This is a genomic window from Actinoplanes awajinensis subsp. mycoplanecinus (assembly GCF_001509495.1).
Classification (GTDB): Bacteria; Actinomycetota; Actinomycetes; order Mycobacteriales; family Micromonosporaceae; genus Actinoplanes; species Actinoplanes palleronii.
In genome coordinates this window covers 43,396-63,297 of record NZ_LLZH01000200.1, presented here as the reverse complement: position 1 = coordinate 63,297, position 19,902 = coordinate 43,396, and the positions used below count along the sequence as shown (strand labels likewise).

Sequence of the window (19,902 nt, the reverse complement as noted above, 5' to 3'; positions counted from 1 at the left end):
TTCTTCCGCTGCCGCCGGGCAGCTGATGGTCGATGTCCAAGGAGCGATGATGGTACGAACTCTGCCCGAAGCCGCGGTGGCGCCGGCCACGTGGGACCACGCGGTGCAGGCACACGGCTTGCAGGTCCGGGCCGGCCGGCATCTGGCGGTCACCGGCCTCGACCTGCGCCTCGGTGTCGGCGTCCACGGCCTGCTGGGCCCCAACGGCGCCGGGAAGACCACGCTGATGCGCGCGCTGGCCACCGTGCTGAGGCCGGCGGGCGGCCGCCTGGAACTCCTGGGCCGACCGGCGCACGAGCTCCGGGCCGACCTGCGGCCGATCCGCCGCATGATGGGTTATCTGCCGCAGGAGTTCGGCTACTACCCGAAGTTCACCGTCCGCGAGTTCGTCGCCTACATGGCCTGGCTCAAGGAGGTGCCCACGACCGATGTCGCCGTGGCCACCGAACGAGCGATCGCCCGGGTCGGGCTCACCGACCGTGCCGACAGCAAGCTCAAACAGCTGTCCGGCGGGATGCTGCGTCGTGCCGGGGTCGCCCAGGCGATCGTCAACGACCCGGCGTTGCTGCTTCTCGACGAGCCCACCGTGGGTCTCGACCCGGAGCAGCGGCTGACCTTCCGCGAACTGCTCCGCGATCTCGGCGCCGACACCTGCGTGCTGGTCTCCACCCACCTGGTCGAGGACGTGGTGGCCTCGTGCACCGATGTGGTCATCGTCCATGCCGGCCGGGTGGTGTGGCAGGGCACGCCCGCGGAACTGGCCGACCACGGCGGTACCGGTGACGCCGGGGACAGTGCCGCTGAACGCGGCTACTCCGCGCTGGTCCGCCAGGCCCGGCGCGAGGCCGGCGCATGATCCGCGCGCTCGGCATCGACCTGCGTCGCAGCGCTGCGGTGGGCAGCGGGCTGATCGTGCTGCTCCTCGGCCTCGCCGCGATGTATCTGCTCTTCGGACCCGAGGCGTGGAGCAGCCGATGGTCCCCGCTGGCGACGACGCTGCGCAGTGCGATGGGCTTCACCTGGCCACTCACCCTCGCCGCCGGGGCGTGGCTGAGCGACCGTGACCGCCGTGGGCGCGTCGGCGAGTTGTTCACCAGCACGGCCCGGCCCGCCTGGCAACGCGCCGCGTCTCCGGCCCTCGCGCTGTGCTCCACCGTCACCGTCGCCTACCTGCTGACCGTGGCCGCGTGCCTGCCGCTGGTGGCCGGCTCGGCGACCTACGTCAACCCCGCCGCGTTCGCCGTCATCGCCACCGGCCCGCCGCTGCTGCTCGCCGCGGGACTGCTGGGCATGGGCCTGGGCGCCGTCGTACCGTCGCGGTTCACCGCGCCGGCGCTGGCCATCGCCGGACTGATCCTGGCCAGCGCCCCCGGCCTGCTGTCCGCCTACGACGCCGGCCGCGTCCAGCAGCGTGTCGCCCTGCTGTCGCCGGTGCTCGGCCAGAGCGGCGATTTCGCCATCGTGCCGGCCCCGCTGAGTCTGGCCCAGTCCATCTGGGCGCTCGCCCTGGCCGCCACCGGATTCCTGCTACTGGCGGCCATCGGCGCCCGCGCCCGTACGGCTGCCGTCCTCCCGGCCGTGGCCGGCGCCGTGACCGCGCTGCTCCTGCTGGCCCCGACCGGCCCGGCCAGCAGCGTCGACGCCGCCGACGCCGGTGCCCGGGAACTGGTCTGCGCCGACGGAACGCCCCGCGTCTGTGTCAGACGGGTACACGCCGGCATGCTCCCCGACGCCGTTGCGCCGTCCGTCGACGCCCTGCGCCGCCTCAGCCGCCTGCCGGATCCACCCACCGCCGTCGAGGAGGGGGTCGAGGTCATCAGCGGTGACCCGGCCGAGCAGGACACCCCGTCGGCGCAGACCGTCCGTTTCTATATCCCGACCGGACAGGCCGCGGAGATCGACACCGCACAGGTCACGCTGCAACTGCTGACCGGCGCCGGGGTGATCAGCTGCGGAGACGCCAGCAACTGGCAATCGTACGAGGCTGCCCGGCTCGCCGCCGCGTACTGGCTGCTCGACACCCCGCCACCGGCCACGGAACAGAAAGTCGTCGAGGCGTGGCAGCGGCTGACGTCACGGCCGGCAGCCGAACAGGTGGCCCGCATCGCCGCGCTCCGCGAGGCCGGCCTCGCCTGCAACGCCGACGCCCTGTGGGACATCCTGATGGACGGCCCGCGATGACAGGGCTGGTTCACCACCTTCGCGCACGCCGGGTACCGGCCGCCATGATGGGCGCCGCGGCCTTGGTGTGGGGCCTCTGGGCGATCTGGACCGCGATCTCGCCACCGGACACCCTGCCGGCGCCCCTGGCCATGGCCGCCATCGGCTTCGCCGCGGTCGCCGCCGGCACCACTCTCACCGGTGCCGACCCCGACCTGGATCGCACCGCGGCACTGCCCTGGCCGACTCGGCGTGCCCTGCACCTGGCCCTCGCCGCCCTGGTCATCCTCGGTCTGCTGCTGTCGGTGGCCGGTACCGCGCACGGATACGGCGAGCCGGTCGCCCTCGTGCGCAACTGCGCGGGCGCGCTGGGTCTGATCAGTCTGGGCGCCGCGACCCTCGGTGGCGCTCGATCGTGGTTCTATCTGGTCCCCTTCATCACCATTCCACCGTTCCTGCCGATCAGCCGTACCACCGGGGACGGCGTGCTCGGCCAGATTCTCGGCTGGCCCGTGCAAGCCGCTGAATCCACGGCAGCCGGAACTACCGCAGCCGTACTGCTCGCCCTCGGCGCCGCCGGCTACATCCGGCGAGGATCCCGATCGGCCACATCAGCACGAGCCGCCGCCTGACAGCCGGGTGCCCCGGAAGAACGACGTCTCCCGGGGCACCCGGCTGGTAGCGGAGGTCAGCGGATGCCGAGCGCCCGCTTCATCGTGTAGAACAGGTCGGTCTGGTTGGTGACGCCCAGGACGTTGGCGGCCTGCGGGCCACCGGCGGCGATGCGCACCTCGGTGCCGGTGTGCTGCTGCGAGCCGGTGATCTCGGCGGTGGCGTAGCTGATCGTCATGTTCGCGTTGTCGTGGGTGATCAGCGTCGCGGTGTAGCCGAGCGTGGCCGCCTCGACGATCTGGCTGGTGTGGCCGTGGTCGGCGGTGACGACGACCAGGGTGTCGCGGTGCGACTTCTGGTAGTCGAGCGCCTTCTTGATCGCGGCGTCGAACGCCACGGTCTCACCGATCTGGCCGCACGGGTTCGCGGCGTGGTCCTGCTTGTCGATCGAGGCGCCCTCGACCTGCAGGAAGAAGCCCTTCTTGCTGTGCTTGGTCTGCTTGTCGAGCACGTCGAGGGCCTTGGTGGTCATGTCGACCAGGTGCGGCTGGGTCGCCGTGCGGGCGGTGTTGGTGGCGCACCGGACCGGGGTGGTGCCGGTCCGCGTCGGGGTCGGGCCGACCCACTCGACGTCCATGTTGTTCGGCGCGAAGGCGCCCAGGATCGGGGCCTTGTGCGACGCGCCGGCCAGCCCGGCCGCGTCGGTGACGACCTGGTAGCCGGCCGCCTTGGCCTGGTCGGTCACGGTCTTGCCCTGGAAACTGCCGGCCTGCACGGTCTGGTCGAAGAAGACCTTGCCACCGCCCAGCAGGACGTCCGGCCGGGTCTGCACGAGCTGCTCGGCGATCGAGCCGGCCCCGCCGTTGACCTTGTCGTTGACGGCGCACGCGGTCATCGACTGCGGGCCCTTGCAGCCACGGTCGACCACGTGCGAGCCGAGCACGGCCGGGGTGGCGTCCTGCAGCTCGGCGGTGGTGACGTCGCCGGTGCGGTAGCCGGCCTTCTTCGCCAGCTCCAGCACGGTCGGGACCGGCTTGCCGTCGGGCAGCACCGAGATCGCGCCGTTGTAGGTCTTGTGGCCGGTCGCCCAGCCGGTGCCGGACGCGGCCGAGTCGGTCACGTACTCGGGCAGCGCCGGGTTCGCCTTCTGCACCGCGTAGGTGGTGTACGCCCCGGTCAGCGGCAGCGTGTCCATGGCCAGCCGGCCGGCCGCGCCGACCTGGTAGTTGCGGGCGATGGTGATCTCGCTGTCGCCCATGCCGTCACCGATCAGCAGGATGACGTTGCGGGCGGTGCCGCCCTGGATCGCGTGCTTGGCGGCCGACGTCTTGTCCTGGTGGGAGTCACCGGCCATCGCCATCGACGGGATCGCGACGACCGCGACGGCAGCGGCCGCGAAGGCCACACGTCCTCGGATGTTCATAGGTGCGTACTCCCTGATAGATCGTGGTCGGGGATCAGGCCATCAGCCGCCGGCAGCCGGGAGGTGGCGCCGGGGTGCCGTGTCCGCAAACGAGCGACTACGGGACGGCGAAGAGAACTGCCTTCGTGATATTTCGGTCCGGGCGGTCGTACCGGCTGCCGGCCGCTTCGCCACCGGGTGCACGACCAAGATCAAGACCAGGATTGTGTACGTCGGGCACGCCGCGATCTCCAGCATCGCGGCGGACCGGGTCACGGCGCTGGTGGCGGTGGGCAGCGCGCCCTACCTCCTACAGTGAGTAGGATTATGGGCCGGGCTATTCTGGGCGCGGAGGTCAGCGAACAGTGACGACGAAGGACGGGCGCCGTGCGCCGGGCACGCTCGAGGCCGGCGTGATGGGGGTCCTGTGGGCCGCCGCGACGCCGATGACCGCCGCCGACGTGCAACGCGAGCTCGGCGGTGAGCTCGCGTACAACACCGTGCAGACCATCCTGATCCGGCTGCACGAGAAGAAGACCGTCGAGCGCCGCCGGGCCGGGCGGGGACACGTCTACTGGCCGGTCGAGGACGCCGCCACCGCGGCCGCCTCCCGGATGCGGGCCGCCCTGGCCGGCCTGCCGGACCGGCGCGCGGTGCTGCAGCATTTCGCCGAGGCGCTCGACGACGCCGACGCCGAGCTGCTGCGCGACCTGCTCGCCGGCACCGAGCAACGCCGGCAGCCGTGACGTTCGCCGTCTACCTGCCGCTGCTGCTGGCGTTGCCGCTGACGGTCACGGCCCGGCGGATCGCCGCCCGCGGCACCCCGGGCTCGGCCGCGTGGGCGCTCACCGTCGCCGCGGTCATCGCCGCCGCCTGCTCGACCTGGTCGCTGATCCTGCTGGCGCTGACCATGCTGGACGATCTGCCGCCGCTGTCCGCGCTCGACGACCACCCGACGCTCGAGCTGCCCGAGCCGGTCCCCGGCCCGATCGCCCTGGTCGCCGGCCTGCTGCTGCTCGCGGGCGGGGCCCGGCTGCTCACCGACGTACGACTGCGTCTGGCCACCTACCGTGACCTGCGCGCCATCAGCGAGCCGGGGGAGCGGTTCGTGGTGGCCGACCTGGCCACGCCGATGGCCGTGGCGGTGCCGGGCACCGCGCGCCGCCCCGGGCACCTGCTGGTCACCACCGGCATCCTGCGGCTGCTCGACGCGGACGAGCGCCGGGTGCTGTTCGCCCACGAGCGCGCCCACCTCGACCGGCACCATCACCGGCTGGTCGCCGCGGCGGCTGCCGCGGCCGCGCTCAACCCGCTGCTGATCCCGGTCCGCGAGACCGTCGCCTACCTGGTGGAACGCTGGGCCGACGAGGATGCGGCCGCGGACGTCGGCGACCGGGTGCTGACCGCCAAGGCGGTGGCCCGCGCCGCGCTGGCGACCGCCGGCACCCCGCCGCTGACGGCGCTGGGCATCGGCGGTGGCGCCGCGGTCCAGCGGGTCCGCGCGCTGACCGCACCGGCGCCGGCGCCCCGGCGGCGCCGTCTGGTCGTACCCATGCTGGTGGTGGTGGTTCTTCTCGCGGTCGCGACCGTGGCGACCGCGGAGTTCATCGCGCTGGCTCGCGCCTGGTTGTAAGCCGGCGCCTGCGGGCGGGCCGGAACCTCAGGACAGTGCGAGTCCGCTCAGGATCGTCCGGTCGGCCTCGACCACGTCGCCCGGTGCGGTGATGTCGGCCGGCGTCCCGAAGTCGGTGAACCGGAAGATCGCGGGTCGTGCGGGGGTCTTCGGGTTGAGGTAGAGGTCGATCTCGGCGAAGCGGCCCTGCGCGTCGAGGGCGGCGCCGACCTTGAACTTCTTGACGGTCGGTTGCGACGAGTACGGCGACTGCGTGATCGTGCGCGTGCCGGTGAACGAGCGGTCCCCGGTCTTGGTGACGTCCTTGGCCTGGAGCGCCGGGTTGGTCAGGTTCCACGGGAACTCGTCGTGGAACGTGACCGAGAGCTCATGGCCGTTCGGCAGCGCGGTGTGCGCCCAGGCGCCCGCCGCGAGCCGGTCGCGCACGGCCGGCTCGATCAGCATGGACTCCAGGATCGTGCCGCCGGCCCGGACGTAGAGCTCGGTGCCGACGCGGCGGACGACGTACTCCTTGCCGGTGATCTCCCAGCTGCCGGTCTTCGCATCCACGGTGCCGGTGTAGTCGTACCGACCGTCGCCGGTGTCCTGGCCGAAGTGGGCGGACTGGGTGCCGAGCCGGGCTTTCGCCGCGGCGAACGCTTGCGTGGGATCGGCCGGGATGCTGACCGCGGGCTCGGGGGAGGGGTTCGTGGCGGGCGCGCCGTCATCGCTGGCGGAGCAGCCGGCCGCTGCCGTGAGCACGATCGTGCCGGTGACCATCAGCTGTCGTGCCCGCATCCCGAAACCCCGTCCATTGATCATGATGGGCGTCACTGTAGCGGGAGGCGCGGGCGTCGTTAGAGTTAACACTCTTGACTAATTGATTAATCTCGATGTCAAATGTGACAACGTTGTCGAGCGGCGGGAGCGGTCATGATGGCTCGGGGTGTGCTGGCAACCGTGCTCGCCGTCGGTGTGGTGCTGCCGGCGGTGCCGGTGCGGGCCGCGGTGCAGGCGGTGGTCTGCAATCGCTACTGCGACGGGCGCGACGCCGGCTCGGCCGCTGGCGACCGGATCGCGGTGACCAGCGCGCTGTACGGGCGCACGTTCCGGCTGCACGTCAACGACACCGACGCGATGGCCTGGGCCACGGTCGACGGCGGGCAGGCCGGTGACCAGGTGTGGCTGGATCGCTCGTTCGACGGCGGGCGCACCTGGGCCGGGGACAGCAGGCTCGGCGTCACCACCGTTCCGGCCGGCTCGACCGGCTGGCGCACCGGGCAGTACAACGTCGACGACTGGAACACCACAGGTGTCGGGGCGCTGCGGGCCTGCGGCAAGGCCGGCGACCGGGCCGAGATCAGCTGCACGTCGTGGGCGCGCAGCAACTGGAACGCCTGGGACCGCCGCACGGCCGCCGCGACCGCCCTGATGATGCGGTTCGACCGGGGCACCGGCCTGTTCGACGGCAACGGCTGGTGGACCGGCGCGAACGCGCTCACCGCCGTGATCGACAACATCAGGCGCAGCGGCATGCACAGCTATCAGTACGCGATCGCGAGCACGTACGACAAGAACGTCAACGCCCGGCAGGGGCAGTTCCGCAACGAGTTCCTCGACGACACCGGCTGGTGGGGCCTGGCCTGGGTGGCCGCCTACGACGTCACGGGTGACAGCCGCTATCTCAGCACCGCGCGGGCGGACGCCGACCACATGTACAGCTACTGGGACGCGACCTGCGGTGGCGGCGTGTGGTGGAAGACCGATCGCAAGAACAAGAACGCCATCGAGAACAGCCTGTACATCCAGCTCAACGCGATGCTCAGCCAGCGGATCAGCGGCGACGTCACCTATCGCGGCCGCGCCCAGCAGGCCTGGACCTGGTTCCAGGGGACCGGCATGATCAACGGTTCGAGCCTGGTCAACGACGGCGTCAACCTGAGCACGTGCAAGAACAACGGGGACGTGACCTGGTCGTACAATCAAGGGGTTTTGATCAATGCCTTGGTGCAGCTGAACAAGCTTACCGGCGACGCCAACGCCCTGAGTGTGGCCCGGCGCATCGGTGACGCGATGACCGGTAGCACCTACCTGTCGCCCGGCGGGATCCTGCGCGAACCGAACGAGCCGGACGCCTGCTCCGGCGACGGCGCGTCGTTCAAGGGCGCGGCGATCCGGGGTCTCGGCGTGCTGAACGCGGCGGCCGGCGGCGCCTACAACACCTATTTGACCCGCAACGCCGACAGCGCCTACAGCCGCGACCGCGACAGCCTCGACATGTACGGCTCGCACTGGGCCGGCCCGTTCGCCGGGACCAACCACAGCTGCCAGCACAGCGCGCTGGACCTGCTCAACGCCGCCCCCTGAGCCGATCTCACCCGGTGGCGCTGACCGTCACCGCACAATGCACCACGCCGGCCGAGACCAGCGTGCGGCGACCGTCGAGCCGAGCCTCGAACGTGAGGGGATCACCAGGGTTGCCGATCTTCTCCTGGAGGGTCTTGCCGGTGTCGCCGTCGCGGATGAGCACGTCGCATTGGTCCTCGACCGGGGTGGCGAGGACGCGAATCTTCTCGACCCCGCTGATGAGCAGCGAGTCCGATCGCGTCTGTGTGATCGTGAACGGAAGTGACGCCGCGCCGGCGCCGGGGCGCGGGCGGGCCGTGCACGTTCCGGAGGTCTTGCTGATCCGGTACCGGAAGGTTCCCGAGGAGCGCACCTGGAGCCAGGCGGTGCCGCTGGCGTCGTTGGTGCTGTACACCTCGCCGACGGCCTCGTCGGAGCTGTTGAGCAGTTCCACCCAGCAGCTGACACCGGTGGTTTCCAGGCGCCAGGGAGCCGTGGCCTTGAACGACTCGGACGCCGCGTGGAAGGAGGCGTCCGCTCCGTCGGTCGGCGTGGCTCTGGTGGTCGACGCCGGGGAGCTGGGCGCTTGTCTTTCGCCCTGAGGGTCACCGGGGTCGTCGAGCAAGCTGAAGAACATGCCGGAGGCGGGCAGGGCCACGAGCAGTGTCGCGCTGATCGCCTGCACGATCCGGCGATGCCGTAGGACGCCGCCGGATCGCGTCGTGCCGTAGCCCGGCTGTTCCGCCGGCTTGCGTGTGCTGCCGGCCGCTTTCGGCCGGGTGAGTTCGTGGACGCGCGCCTCGTCCTCACGTACGCGGCTCTCGGCGCCGCGTAGTTCATCGGCCAGCCGGTCCGTCTGCTGTCTGACGTCTTCCACCGGGTCAGGGGACTCTTCCACCGGGTCAGGGGACTCTTCCGGCGGTGGGACGACGTCCGCGACGGCCGGTTTCCGCGTCTCTGCGCTCAGCCGGGCCTGCATGCTGGCCAGTTGCTCGGCGAGCTGCTTCTGCTCCAACCGGGAGTTCTCGAGTTCCTTCTCCCGGGCCTCGAGGATCTCCCGCAGTTCCAGGTTCTCCCGCTTCGGATCACGCTGGAGTACCGCCGGGATCGCGTTGCGGGCGAACTCGAACTCGTCGGCGGTGTCGCTGGTGCGCCGGGTCGGTGAGGGCTTGCCGTCGGCGAGGAGCCGGGAATGGACCTCCAGATAGATCGGGTTGAGGCGGAGCCGGCCAGGTTCGCCGGCGATCCCGTCCCGCAGCACCGTGGCGAAGTTCTTGGTGAAGTACGTGAGAGGCGGCTCGCCGCCGGACCCGGTGGACTCGAACCAGGCCGCGCCGAACGGGCCGCTGGCCGCCATGGTGTACACACCGTTCGCCCTGGCGCGGACCGCCAGGTCCGCCGAGGATCCGGACAGGCTGTTCGCCTGTTCGGTCGCGATACCCGAATAGCAGCAGTCCAGAATGACGATCTTGACGCGCGCCGGGGAACGCTGCAGGGCCCGGCGCACGGCACCGTATCCGAGACTCGTCGTGCTGCGCCGGGGCGCTTCGGTCACCGACCTGGCGGTGCAGAGGCAGAGCTGGTCCTCCTCGTCCACCTGCCCGTGTCCGACGAAATAGAACAACGCGACGTCGCGGGCCTCGCCGAACAGCTGGACCAGCTGATCCGGCAGATCGGACGGATAACCCGGATTTCGCAGGGTGGTGACACTGCTCTGCGGCCAGCCGCAGATGTCACTGGTCAGCGTGGTCCGCATCAGCTCCAGGCTGTTGCGCGCCGCCGGAACGTCCGGAAGGTCAGCTGAGGTGTACGACCAGGTGCCGATGAGCACCGCACGAGACGCACCGAGGTCGACCTCGGTCACTGGCCGGTCAGCTTGTCTAACATGGTGGCCGCGTCGGTGGCGTTGTCGGCACTGACTTCGATGGTGCGACCCTTGTGGCGCAGTTTGACGACGACCGGTGACCGCTTCGAGCGGATGAACTCCGGGATGACCTGGACGAGGGCGGCGAGGGCGGAGCTGCTCACCACGGCGATCACGATGTCCGCGGCTCCCAGCTCTCCCGCGCCGGGCGGTACGGCGACCCGTCTCACCCGGGTGTCCGGGGACCGCCCGAGCCAGCGCGCGAGGGAGGACAGCAGCGCCGGGTCGGACACCTCGACCTCCAGCTCGACCAGATCATCCGGGTGGGCGTTGCCCGAAGCGGCGGTCTTCTGTGAGTGATGATCGGCGTCCATGGATCAACAGATACCCGAACCCGGCCGTCGGCGCATCCGACGAGAATGCAGTTCATCGACACGGACGACGCTGCCGGCCGACAATCCCGCCACTGTGGAGCACCGATCGGCCCGGCCCGGCTCCGGTTCTGACCGGCGCGACGGCGGCCGGACAATGAGCGGCCCGGCAGCCCTTCGCGGGCGGCCGGGTGCCGGTCAGACGCCGTCGAACGTGTTGAGGGTGCTGAGCAGGGTGGTCAGCTTGGCGGCGCAGTCGGCCCGGTTCGGGGTGCCGGCTCGCAGCGCGGTCAGCACCTCGTCGATCTGGTCGTCCAGCTCGTGCCACTTGGCGGAGTCGCGGGGCTTGAGGCCGGCCTCGGCGTCGTCCCAGGCGACCTCGAGGTCCTTGACCCGGGTCTTGCCGCCGGCCAGGTCGTTGCCGGTGACCTTCGCCTGCAGGTCGGTGACGATGGTGGCGAACGCGCTCACGTTGCCCAGCCGGGTGGTCGGGTGCACGACCTGCGTGACCGGCGCTGCGGTGGCGGCCACCCCCGGCTCGGTCGCTGAAGGCGCGTTTCCGCTGCTCAGCGCGATTCCTGCGGCGGCGATCACCACGGCCGCGCCGGCGGCCCACGCGTAGTCACCGCGCTGCCCGGCGTCCTTGCCGCCGGGGCGGCCGGCCAGCAGCTGCTCCCGGCCGACCAGGGTCACGATCACGGCGAAGAACAGCAGGCTGGTGGTGCTGGCGCCGAGGTCGAGACCGCCGAAGTCCTTGGCCTGGGTGAGCAGGTCGCCGAGCGAGGCACCGAGCGGGCGGGTCAGCACGTAGGCGATCCAGAAGGTCAGCACCAGTCCGGCGCCGAACCGGCCGGCGAGCCAGGTGACCAGGATCAGCCCCGCGAAGATCACCGTGCCGGTCCGGAAGCCGAGGCTGAGCGCCTCGGTGGCCAGGTCACCGGCGGCGGTGCCGAGCGCGAACGTGGTCAGGATCGCGCCCCAGTAGAACGCCTCCCGGCGCGGGGTGTCGATCGAGGTGATCGCCAGGGTGCGCTCCTGGCGGTACCAGGCGGTGAACACGACGGCGAGGATGACCGCGAAGACCGCGGAGCTCACGTAGAGGCTGACACCGAGCGTGTCGGTGAAGAAGTCGGTGATCTGGGTGCCGACGATGCTGACCAGCACCACGCACAGCCAGTAGATCCACGGCGTGTACCGCCGGGTCCGGAACTGCACGACGAGCGCGACGGCGAGCACGGTCATCATCACCGCGTCGGTGACCAGTGGGCCGAGCCCCACGTTGACGGCCAGGTAGTCGGCGAACGTCTCACCGACCGTGGTCGACAGCACCTTGATCACCCAAAAGATGGCGGTGATCGCCGGGACCTTGGTCAGCCAGGCGCCGGCGCTCGTGCGTGTCGCCGTGCCGTGGGCGTACTCCATGGTTTCTCCTGCCGAAGTGGGACGGCCGCGCCGCGGCGACCGTTGATCGTCACCACCATGGGGAAACGGTCCTGAGAGCGGCCTGAAGGCCGCACCGGCTCGCCGACGGTGACATCGGCGCCCACCTCGACGGTCGCAGTCACCGGGTCGCCAGCGCCGACGCCGCCCTCGGCAGGCCCTTAAAGCAGCATAAATCTCACTTTCAGGGGTTATTCAGGTTCGGTGTCGCACGCTTCTGCTCGAACGATCTCGACCGACTGTTCCGAGGAGAAGACATGACCGCATCCGTGATGCCGCCGTCGAGCCGGGCCGAGGCCGTGATGAAGAAGTTGCCGGAGATCACGCTGGCGTTCTGGGTGATGAAGGTGGCGGCGACGACGTTGGGGGAGACCGCGGGTGACATGATCTCGCAGACGTTGGAGCTGGGCTATTTCCTGAGCACGGTGACATTGTTCGCGATCTTCGTGGTGACGCTTGTGGTGCAGTTGCGGTCGAGCCGGTATCACCCGGTGTTCTATTGGACGGTGATCCTGTCGACGAGCATGGCCGGGACCACGCTGTCGGACTTCATGAACCGGGACACCGGCAACCTGTCGGCCGGGACGACATCGCTGGGCTGGGGCCCGCAAGGCCTGGGGCTGGGGTATCCGACGGGTGCGGCGATCCTGACGTCGTTGCTGATCGCGGTGTTCGTGGTGTGGAGGACGACCGGCCTGACGTTCGACATCAGCAAGATCAATACGTTCCGTGGTGAGGCGTTGTTCTGGACCGCGATCCTGATCTCGAACACGCTCGGCACGTCGATGGGTGACTTCCTGGCCGACAGTTCCGGCCTCGGCTACCTCGGTGGCGCGGTGCTGATCACGGCGGTGCTGGCGGTGCTGGCCGCCTGCACGCAGGTGCGGTGGATGCCGAACGTGCTGGTGTTCTGGCTGGCGTTCGTGCTGACCCGGCCGTTGGGTGCGACGGTGGGTGACTTCTTCACCAAGCCGGCCGCGAAGGGTGGTCTCGGCCTGGGCACCTACGGTGCTTCGGCGGTGCTGCTCGCGGTGCTGGCCGGCTTCATCGGGTACGCCATGGTGGGCGAGCGCCGCCGCCGGGCGATCGCGGTGCCCGCCGCCACCGTAAGGACGTCAGCGCCGATCTGACCACGTTCACCCAGAACAGCCGTACCCGTACCGGCGGCAAATGACCACGCCGCGTCCTCACCTGCCGCGACCCTGTCAGCCCGGCGACGCCGGCCGGCCGAGCACCGGCATGTCGTCCAGGTGCGTGCCGGGCTGCCAGGGCCAGCGGAGATACCGGTCCGGCCACACGATCTGCAAGGCCTCGACGGCCGAGCCGGTGCCGGCGTAGAACAGCGCGGCAACGGGCAGGTGGCGGTCCGGCTCGATCACCGCGACGAACTGAACCGGGTGCCCCTCGAGAACGTCGTCGGCGTATTGGCCCGGGGTGAACCGGCGCCGGCCCGCGATGATCTCACCGGCGACCGCGCGCAGGGTGGGCCGGGAGATGTCGGGAGGCAACCCGAACAAGATCATTTCAGGCTGCCCGTGTCCCGTGAGACCGATCGTGTACCAGCACGTCTCCAGGGGAATCGGCTGCGGCACGAACTGCAGATGGACCCCGGAGCGCTCGATGGCCTCGCCGATCTGACCGAGTCCGATCTCCTGCTGTCCAGCCGTCACCGGATCACTTCCCGCCTGTCGCTGCCGGTCCCGGCGTCACTGTGAGACCAGGCATGTGCCCTTCGTACTGCGTACCCGCGAGCTGAACACCCATGCCCCGGCTGTGCGAACACGTCCGACGGGCCATCTGAGGATCCGGTTCCAGCTCACCTACCGCAAAGATTTCGCCTCCGACGTGGCAGCGGCGCTCGCCCCCGACAACTCCGTGACCGTCCGCCGGGAGCTCGCCGCGGAAACCGTCGATCCAGCCGTCCTGGCGTCCTTGAGTGCCGACACCGTCGCCAAGGTCCGAGCCGGCGCGGCGATGAACATCCGTACGACGGCCGAACAGCGCCGACTCCTCGCCACAGCTCCGTCAGCTCTGGCCCGGTCCGCCCTCGTGCGCACAGTCGCCCCGCATGAGGAAGACCTGCAGCGGCTCGCCCGGGATCGATCGATAGAGTCCGATGGGTGGATGGCCACCGCACGTCGCACCCCACGACACATCCGCACCATATTGAGGCAGGACCCGGATCCATCCGCTCGCCAACGGGCGGAATTCCCTCGTACTGAACGATCTCGCCGGCACGGCTCACCAATCCCGCCTTCGACACCTTCACATGCCGACGAGAGTGCGAATGTGCCGACGGCCCTCGCGGGCGCATAGTGTCCCGGATCTAGGATCATCACGTGGTGAGAATTCTTGGCAAGGCTGTCCCTGACTGGCGCACCGAAATGGCACGCTGGTCGACCGATGGTTTGGTCGAGCCGCTCAATGACGCCACTGTAATTCACTGGCAGGTGAGCGCCGAATCTCGAGTGCTCCTCTCGGAAGTTGGCCTGCCAGCATTCGGATCGATCTTCACTCGTTGTCCTCAAGATTCGAAGGAGCCATTAGCTCCTCCCTACTACATCCTGGGGATGGAAGCTGTTGGAAAGCATCCGCACATGCTCTCCACGCATGCTGCCTGTGGGTGTGGATACTTTGGAGTCAGCGCCGCTGATGGCACCGTTTCTCAGCTGTTCCCTGGCGGCAAAATACTTCCGGTCAACTCGAATCTGCCGCTTTTTTACTACTTTCTTCACAAGGTGGGCGGGGCGTGGCCCCGAAGTGACAGCGAGATTTCCGAGCGAATCGCTGTACGGCGGGCCGAGACGGTAATGCGACGCCTAGTCAAAAGAGACCCCATACTGACGAGCGGGGTTGACTCCTTCTGGGGTTATCTTTTTGAGCGCCCGTGGGGTTGAGCGAGTCAGCAACGCGCTCAACTGCCGCCGATAGGGGCGTGCCGGCGGCCTTGGCTCGTCGGCATCGAGCGCTCGGCCACGGCTGCCATCCTGATCAGTTCGCGCTGATCAGCCGCCGGATCAAAGTGTCGACGTTGAGCGAGATCGCCTCGGCGGAACGCTCGATTGGAGCGGTCAATGCCGCCAGCAGCCGCCCGCTGCGTTCGACCATCAGTAGTCCTCGATGCGGCGGACCGGGCCGCCCGAACGTCGAGTACCTCCTGCCAACGGGTTGACAGTCATCTATTGGATACCGGACGGTCAAGGGATGCACACACACCGCTTCCGTGCATTGCTGGCCGTTCTGCTCTCCATCGGCGCGCTGCTCCTGGTCGCCGGTCGGGCCGCAGCGGCTGCGGCGCCCTCTGCGCCCGCCAACCTCCACGTCACCTCCGTCAGCCCCACCTCCGTGACTCTCGCCTGGACCGCTTCCACCGGCGATCCCGTCGACTACTCGCTCACCTACTGGCCAGCCTTCGGCGACGTCGGCTACGGCCAGCATGTCGGCAACGTCACCACCGCAACGATCACGTCCGGCATCAACCCGAACGGCCAGATCCAATTCACCGTCCAGGCCATCGACGCCGACGGCCACTCCTCAACGGCGAGTAACACGCTCGTCGTGGTCACCCCGGCGAACACCACCGGTGACATGACCGCACCGACCGCCCCCGGCAACCTCACCCTGACCGGCGTCGGACCGGCCGGCGCGCAGCTGACCTGGGCGGCGTCCACCGACGACGTGGAGCTGACCGGCTACTACGTCTACCTGTTCGACGGCTGGTACGTGTCCCGGTATCTCGGCACCACGACCGGCACTTCCTTCACCGCGCCGATCCTGAGCACCCAGACCGGCATGGTCCGCTACTACGTTCGCGCACGCGACGCGGCCGGCAACCTGTCGATCGCCTCCAACCAGGTATCCACGACCGCCACCCCACCGGCCACGCGGTGCAAAGTCGCCTACAAGACGACCAGCGACTGGCCGGGCGGCTTTGTCGCCGAGGTGACGCTGACCAACACCGCGACCACACCGGTCAACGGCTGGTCCCTCACCGTCTCTCTGGGCGGGGACCAGCACGTCACGTCGTCGTGGGCGGCGAAGTGGGCCCAGTCCGGCTCAACGGTGACGTTGACCAACGAAACCTGGAACGCGACGATCCAGCCCGGCGCCGGCATCACGGTCGGCCTGGTCGGCACGTACACGAAGAACAACGCCTCCGCCACAATCGCCGCGCTGAACGGCACGGCCTGCACCCTGGCCTGATCTGCGGGGTATCCAGACTTTGGGCGCCCGGCTCCCGCCATCGAAATCGACTGCCGAGCTCTTGCCCAATCAGCGTCCGTGCGCCGTCCAGGTGGGAACGGACGTCTTAGAACTGGTGTCGTCGCGAGCCCTCTGAGGCTCGCGGCGGCATTTATGCACGTCTTGGACAACAGCTTCAAGGCCAAGGACCGATGCAAGGAGATCTGCCGGCTCGAGCAGGCGTACGATCTGGACGAAGAGCGGCGGGACCGGCTGGTCGCAGAAATCGATTCCGCAGTTGCCGCCATACTCTCCCAGGTCTCACGACTTCGTCTGTTGGCGCCGAAACATGTCATCGACACGAGCCTGGCGCTCGGTGATGCGAATCTTCGCTTTCGCGTCGCCGTCACAGACGAACCGAATTCTGTCGTGGTGCTGGACGACACTCTGCATCGTGCCAGGATTCGGGATTCTCGCGATCGAGTAATCGCTGCGGCGAAGCGTTTCATGCAGATCCCGCAATAGCCCTGCCCGAGCCGCGGCCGGTGACCGGGTCTGTCGGTCACGCTCGGCGTAGCGCTGCTCATGTCGATGACGGGCAGGGGTGGACCGGCGGGCGATGGGAGTCGCTGAGCTGGGCTCAGCGGGGATCGGTGATGTCCAGGTCGACGAGGAAGCCGCGGGCCTGCCACTGTTCGGCCGGCAGCTGGTCACGAACCAGCCGGAAGTATTCCTCCGGGCTCATCAGCCGCACGGTGCCGGGCTCGGGTTCCCCGTCGTCAGGCATCGGTTCGTCGAAGGACGGCTCGTCACGCAGACGTGCAGGGCAGGCGTCGGGGACGTCGGTCAGGCGTGTGCCCCCGGGCCGGCGGATCCATTCGCTGGTGCCGCGATCGTGCAGTTCATGCACGACACGGACTCGCCGGACGACGCCCCCCGTGGTGGGCAACTCGCCGACGAGCCCCAGGAAGGCGCCGAAGCCCAGGCATCCGTCGAGCGTCACGTCACCTGCTCGGTGATCACCCTCCCGGATCGCGCGCAGGTCGCCGGCCTCGATGAGTTGCGCCCATGGCTGCCCGTCGACATCGAGCAACGTGCTGGCCCGCACGGTGATCCGGTGCCGCACCAGGTCCTCGGGGAGACCGGGGTCGTCGAGCCATCTCAGACGGGTCGAGACCCGTTCACCCAATGACCACACGCTGTCGCGGGGAGCAGCGTCGAGCAGGACCGGCCAGAGCATCGCTCTATCGTGTCACTCCCGGCGACCGGCACGCGGCGGTGGGGAAGAGTCGAAGAGGCTTTTGTCCCGGCTTGAGCCGACGGTCTGGCGGTCGTGGGACGACTTGCGGCCTCTATCCCAGGCCGTGGGGCCGGGTCGCCGTCGACCGCGATGGTACCCATCTCGCTAGGCGATCGCAGGTCATCGGCATGGCCGCGCCCACACGATGGTCACCACCGTCCTGGACACCACCCATGCTCTGCTGAAGAGTTGGTCGCTCGGTCACGACCTGCAGCCGGCCCGGCCCCTGCGCGCACAGACCGGGGTGCACGAGTCCGGTGGTCCATCATTCGCGGTGGCGCTGGACTATGCGGGGATCGCCGTCTACCCGGACGTGTTCGGTCCCCGGGTGAGCCTCGACGCGCTGCCGGGCACGGTGGAGCGGCTGTTGCGCGATTTCCGTGAGCGAACCCTGGTGACGGCGGGGATTCCGGCCACGGTGCCGATCCGAATCTGTGAGAACGGTTGGCCACCGGCCCGGGCCGGCCTGAGGAACAGCAGGCAGTGTGCTGGAAACCATCATCCGGACGGTGTATCGGCTGCGGGCGGAGCTGAACGTGACGCACTGGCAACTGTTCACACTGCGCGACGCGGACAGTGCGAAGGACGACCTGTTTCACCGGTTCGGCGTGTTTGCGCAGCGACTATTCGCCGAAGCCTGCGTTCCACAGCCTCCGTCGCCTGATCGCGGAGCTCGGCTGATTCCTGTTCGATGGAAGTCGTCGGCTCCCGGCGTGCTGGCGTCGAGGTCCAGGTCGTCATCGGTGCGCGGTCAGCCAGGCGTGGCTGGTGCTGGTCAGATGCGGAAGGTGGCGACCAAGGCGCTGAGGTCGGTGGACATGCGGGCCAGTTCGGTGGTGGCCTGCTGGGTCTCGTTGACGCCGTGGCTGGTCATCCGGGCGGCCTCGGCGACGCCGGTGATGTTCTGGGCGATCTCGCCGGCCCCGCCGGCTGCCTCGCTGACGCTGCGGTTCATTTCCGCGGTGGTGGCGGTCTGCTCTTCCACGGCCGAGGCGATGGTGGTCTGGAACTCGCTGATCTGTTCGATGACGACGGAGATTTCGTCGATGGCGGCGACCGCGCCGGTGGTGTCGGCTTGGATCGCCTGGACTCGGCGGGAGATGTCTTCGGTGGCCCGGGCTGTTTCTTGGGCGAGGTCCTTGACCTCGGAGGCGACCACGGCGAAGCCCTTGCCCATCTCCCCGGCCCGGGCGGCCTCGATGGTGGCGTTGAGCGCAAGCAGGTTCGTCTGCTCGGCGATCGCGGTGATCACCTTGATGACGTTGCCGATCTCGGCGGACGAATCGCCGAGTTTGTTCATCGTGGCCAAGGTGGCGGTGGTGATGGTGACTGCTCCTGAGGCGATCCGGGCGGCCTCGGCGGCGTTCTGGGAGATCTCCCGGATGGAGGCCCCCATCTCTTCGCTGCCTGAGGAGACCGTTTCCACGCTGCGGGAGACCTCTTCGGCGGCGGCCGCTACCGCCAGCGCCTGGCTGGATGTCTGTTCTGCGGACGCGGCGATGTTGGCGGCGGTGCTGCTCATCTGCTCGGAGGCGCCGGCCAGCGAAGTGGCGGACCCCTCGATGGTGGTGATGGTCTGCCGCAGTCGCGTCAGAGCGGCGTCCAGCGCGCGGGCCATCCGGCCTGGCTCGTCGCGGGTGTCCAGGCCGGTCCTGCGGGTCAGGTCGCCGTCGGCGAGTCCATAACACACGTAGGTGACCTTCATCAGCGACTGCACGATCTTGCGGGCGACGATGACGCCGATCGCCAGGGCGAGGACGAGGCCGACGGTCAGAGTGATGAGGGACGTGGTCCGGCTGGACTCGTAGCCTGACTTCGCGGCGGCGGCGTTCTTGGCGGCGTCAGCGGTTTCCAAGCCGTCCATGGTGGCCAAGGCGTCGTACACCCTCGTCAGGATCGGCAGCACCTCGCTGTCGCGGATCTTCGTCCACTCGACCAGGGCGCGGCGGTTCCCGGCCGGAATCAGTTTGTTCACCGCGACGTCGGCGTACGCGTTCCAGTCGGTCTGCAGCCGGGCGATCAGAGCGGTGTCCGACGCCGGGTTGCTGGCGCGGTAGGCGGCCATCGCCGTGGTGAACGACTGCAGATCGGCGGTGTAGGAGTCGGCGAACTTCGTTTTTGAGGCCTCATCGATCGACAGCGCCTGGTTCGCGGTGTCCACCCGGGCTTGCGATACGACGGCCTTCAGCTGTCCGACCGCTCTGATGCTCGCGACGTTGCTCCGAGAAATCAGCTGGGCCGCGGCGCTGGCGTCGCGTAGTGACAGCAGTCCCAGAATCCCGACGATCAACGCGACCAAGGCAGCGGTTCCGACCGCGGTGAGGACCTTCACGCTGACGCTCAGGTCGGCGAACGACAGCCGTCGGGGCGCTGTGCCCGTCTCGGCCCCGGTGCCGGTAGGCATGTCTGCAGAGATGGACATCGCGGCCATAACAGTCCCTCTTCGAACGAAAGTTCGTTCTGCCCCGGCGGGAGTACGCTTACCGCCCTCACTATGCGAGCACGCCATAGGCGATCGCGGAGCTTGCCCGAGGTTGGGAAACAGCTCCCTGCGGGGGGCGGACAGGCCCACCGGTATCCGGATAACGACCGATTAGCATGACGGCGAGGTGA

The 19,902-nt window shown here is 69.1% G+C and carries 19 protein-coding genes; 11 read left to right on the top strand and 8 right to left on the bottom strand.

Translation table 11 applies throughout. The features are described from left to right. Nucleotides 1–49 precede the first annotated feature (49 nt). From ADL15_RS21425 to ADL15_RS21415, 3 genes are read left to right on the top strand one after another with little or no spacing between them, the layout of a single operon-like run. Nucleotides 50–856 (top strand): ABC transporter ATP-binding protein, encoded by an 807-nt coding sequence (locus ADL15_RS21425; protein WP_067694060.1) that lies wholly within the window; start codon nucleotides 50–52, stop codon nucleotides 854–856. After that, nucleotides 853–2,181 carry a hypothetical protein gene (locus ADL15_RS21420; RefSeq protein ID WP_067693939.1) on the top strand — a complete coding sequence of 443 codons (1,329 nt, stop codon included), beginning with the start codon at nucleotides 853–855 and terminating at the stop codon, nucleotides 2,179–2,181. The genes ADL15_RS21425 and ADL15_RS21420 overlap by 4 nt, the downstream gene beginning before the upstream one ends. Further along, complete coding sequence (locus ADL15_RS21415) at nucleotides 2,178–2,792, top strand: hypothetical protein (RefSeq protein WP_067693936.1); 615 nt, start codon at nucleotides 2,178–2,180, stop codon at nucleotides 2,790–2,792. The genes ADL15_RS21420 and ADL15_RS21415 overlap by 4 nt, the downstream gene beginning before the upstream one ends. 56 nt (nucleotides 2,793–2,848) lie before the next feature. Here ADL15_RS21415 and phoA read toward each other — a convergent pair whose 3' ends face one another. Continuing rightward, nucleotides 2,849–4,195, bottom strand: coding sequence for an alkaline phosphatase (phoA, locus tag ADL15_RS21410; RefSeq protein ID WP_067693933.1), 1,347 nt, complete (start codon nucleotides 4,193–4,195; stop codon nucleotides 2,849–2,851). Nucleotides 4,196–4,274: 79 nt separating this feature from the next. On the opposite strand from phoA, the gene ADL15_RS53105 reads away from it, so the two are divergent. From ADL15_RS53105 to ADL15_RS21400, 3 genes are read left to right on the top strand one after another with little or no spacing between them, the layout of a single operon-like run. After that, the gene (locus ADL15_RS53105; RefSeq protein WP_157441498.1) at nucleotides 4,275–4,493 is read left to right on the top strand and encodes a hypothetical protein; all 219 of its coding nucleotides are present in this window, start codon (nucleotides 4,275–4,277) and stop codon (nucleotides 4,491–4,493) included. Between the two features lie 46 nt (nucleotides 4,494–4,539). Next, nucleotides 4,540–4,920, top strand: a complete 381-nt coding sequence (locus ADL15_RS21405; protein WP_067693930.1) for a BlaI/MecI/CopY family transcriptional regulator — start codon at nucleotides 4,540–4,542, stop codon at nucleotides 4,918–4,920. Then, the gene (locus ADL15_RS21400; protein WP_067693927.1) at nucleotides 4,917–5,807 is read left to right on the top strand and encodes a M48 family metalloprotease; all 891 of its coding nucleotides are present in this window, start codon (nucleotides 4,917–4,919) and stop codon (nucleotides 5,805–5,807) included. The genes ADL15_RS21405 and ADL15_RS21400 overlap by 4 nt, the downstream gene beginning before the upstream one ends. 27 nt (nucleotides 5,808–5,834) lie before the next feature. On the opposite strand, the gene ADL15_RS21395 is transcribed toward ADL15_RS21400, so the two are convergent. Continuing rightward, nucleotides 5,835–6,608 (bottom strand): hypothetical protein, encoded by a 774-nt coding sequence (locus ADL15_RS21395; RefSeq protein WP_157441497.1) that lies wholly within the window; start codon nucleotides 6,606–6,608, stop codon nucleotides 5,835–5,837. Nucleotides 6,609–6,719: 111 nt separating this feature from the next. Between ADL15_RS21395 and ADL15_RS21390 the strand changes: the two genes are divergently transcribed. Further along, nucleotides 6,720–8,153 (top strand): glycoside hydrolase family 76 protein, encoded by a 1,434-nt coding sequence (locus ADL15_RS21390; protein WP_198170927.1) that lies wholly within the window; start codon nucleotides 6,720–6,722, stop codon nucleotides 8,151–8,153. A 7-nt stretch (nucleotides 8,154–8,160) separates the two neighbouring features. Here the strand turns inward: ADL15_RS21390 and ADL15_RS21385 are convergent, their stop codons facing one another. From ADL15_RS21385 to ADL15_RS21375, 3 genes are all read right to left on the bottom strand, one after another. After that, nucleotides 8,161–9,996, bottom strand: a complete 1,836-nt coding sequence (locus ADL15_RS21385; protein WP_067693921.1) for a caspase family protein — start codon at nucleotides 9,994–9,996, stop codon at nucleotides 8,161–8,163. Beyond that, nucleotides 9,993–10,370 (bottom strand): effector-associated constant component EACC1, encoded by a 378-nt coding sequence (locus ADL15_RS21380; RefSeq protein WP_083971536.1) that lies wholly within the window; start codon nucleotides 10,368–10,370, stop codon nucleotides 9,993–9,995. Before ADL15_RS21380 ends, ADL15_RS21385 begins: the two co-directional genes overlap by 4 nt. 195 nt (nucleotides 10,371–10,565) lie before the next feature. Further along, complete coding sequence (locus ADL15_RS21375; protein ID WP_067693918.1) at nucleotides 10,566–11,789, bottom strand: COG4705 family protein; 1,224 nt, start codon at nucleotides 11,787–11,789, stop codon at nucleotides 10,566–10,568. Between the two features lie 275 nt (nucleotides 11,790–12,064). On the opposite strand from ADL15_RS21375, the gene ADL15_RS21370 reads away from it, so the two are divergent. After that, on the top strand, nucleotides 12,065–12,937 hold the full coding sequence (locus ADL15_RS21370) for a COG4705 family protein (RefSeq protein ID WP_067693915.1): 873 nt from the start codon (nucleotides 12,065–12,067) through the stop codon (nucleotides 12,935–12,937). A gap of 75 nt (nucleotides 12,938–13,012) precedes the next feature. Here the strand turns inward: ADL15_RS21370 and ADL15_RS21365 are convergent, their stop codons facing one another. After that, complete coding sequence (locus tag ADL15_RS21365; RefSeq protein ID WP_067693912.1) at nucleotides 13,013–13,477, bottom strand: DUF4262 domain-containing protein; 465 nt, start codon at nucleotides 13,475–13,477, stop codon at nucleotides 13,013–13,015. Between the two features lie 669 nt (nucleotides 13,478–14,146). Between ADL15_RS21365 and ADL15_RS51570 the strand changes: the two genes are divergently transcribed. From ADL15_RS51570 to ADL15_RS21355, 3 genes are all read left to right on the top strand, one after another. Then, nucleotides 14,147–14,704 (top strand): SUKH-4 family immunity protein, encoded by a 558-nt coding sequence (locus ADL15_RS51570; protein ID WP_157441496.1) that lies wholly within the window; start codon nucleotides 14,147–14,149, stop codon nucleotides 14,702–14,704. A gap of 307 nt (nucleotides 14,705–15,011) precedes the next feature. Beyond that, nucleotides 15,012–16,010 carry a cellulose binding domain-containing protein gene (locus ADL15_RS21360; RefSeq protein ID WP_067693909.1) on the top strand — a complete coding sequence of 333 codons (999 nt, stop codon included), beginning with the start codon at nucleotides 15,012–15,014 and terminating at the stop codon, nucleotides 16,008–16,010. Between the two features lie 162 nt (nucleotides 16,011–16,172). After that, entirely contained in the window at nucleotides 16,173–16,514 is a 342-nt protein-coding gene (locus tag ADL15_RS21355; protein ID WP_157441495.1) for a hypothetical protein, read from the top strand. Nucleotides 16,515–16,629: 115 nt separating this feature from the next. Here the strand turns inward: ADL15_RS21355 and ADL15_RS21350 are convergent, their stop codons facing one another. Both ADL15_RS21350 and ADL15_RS21345 read right to left on the bottom strand, forming a co-directional pair. Beyond that, a complete protein-coding gene (locus ADL15_RS21350) occupies nucleotides 16,630–17,229 on the bottom strand; it encodes a hypothetical protein (RefSeq protein ID WP_067693904.1) in 600 nt (199 codons plus the stop codon). Between the two features lie 835 nt (nucleotides 17,230–18,064). Next, a complete protein-coding gene (locus tag ADL15_RS21345) occupies nucleotides 18,065–19,861 on the bottom strand; it encodes a methyl-accepting chemotaxis protein (RefSeq protein WP_338025555.1) in 1,797 nt (598 codons plus the stop codon). Nucleotides 19,862–19,902: the final 41 nt, after the last annotated feature.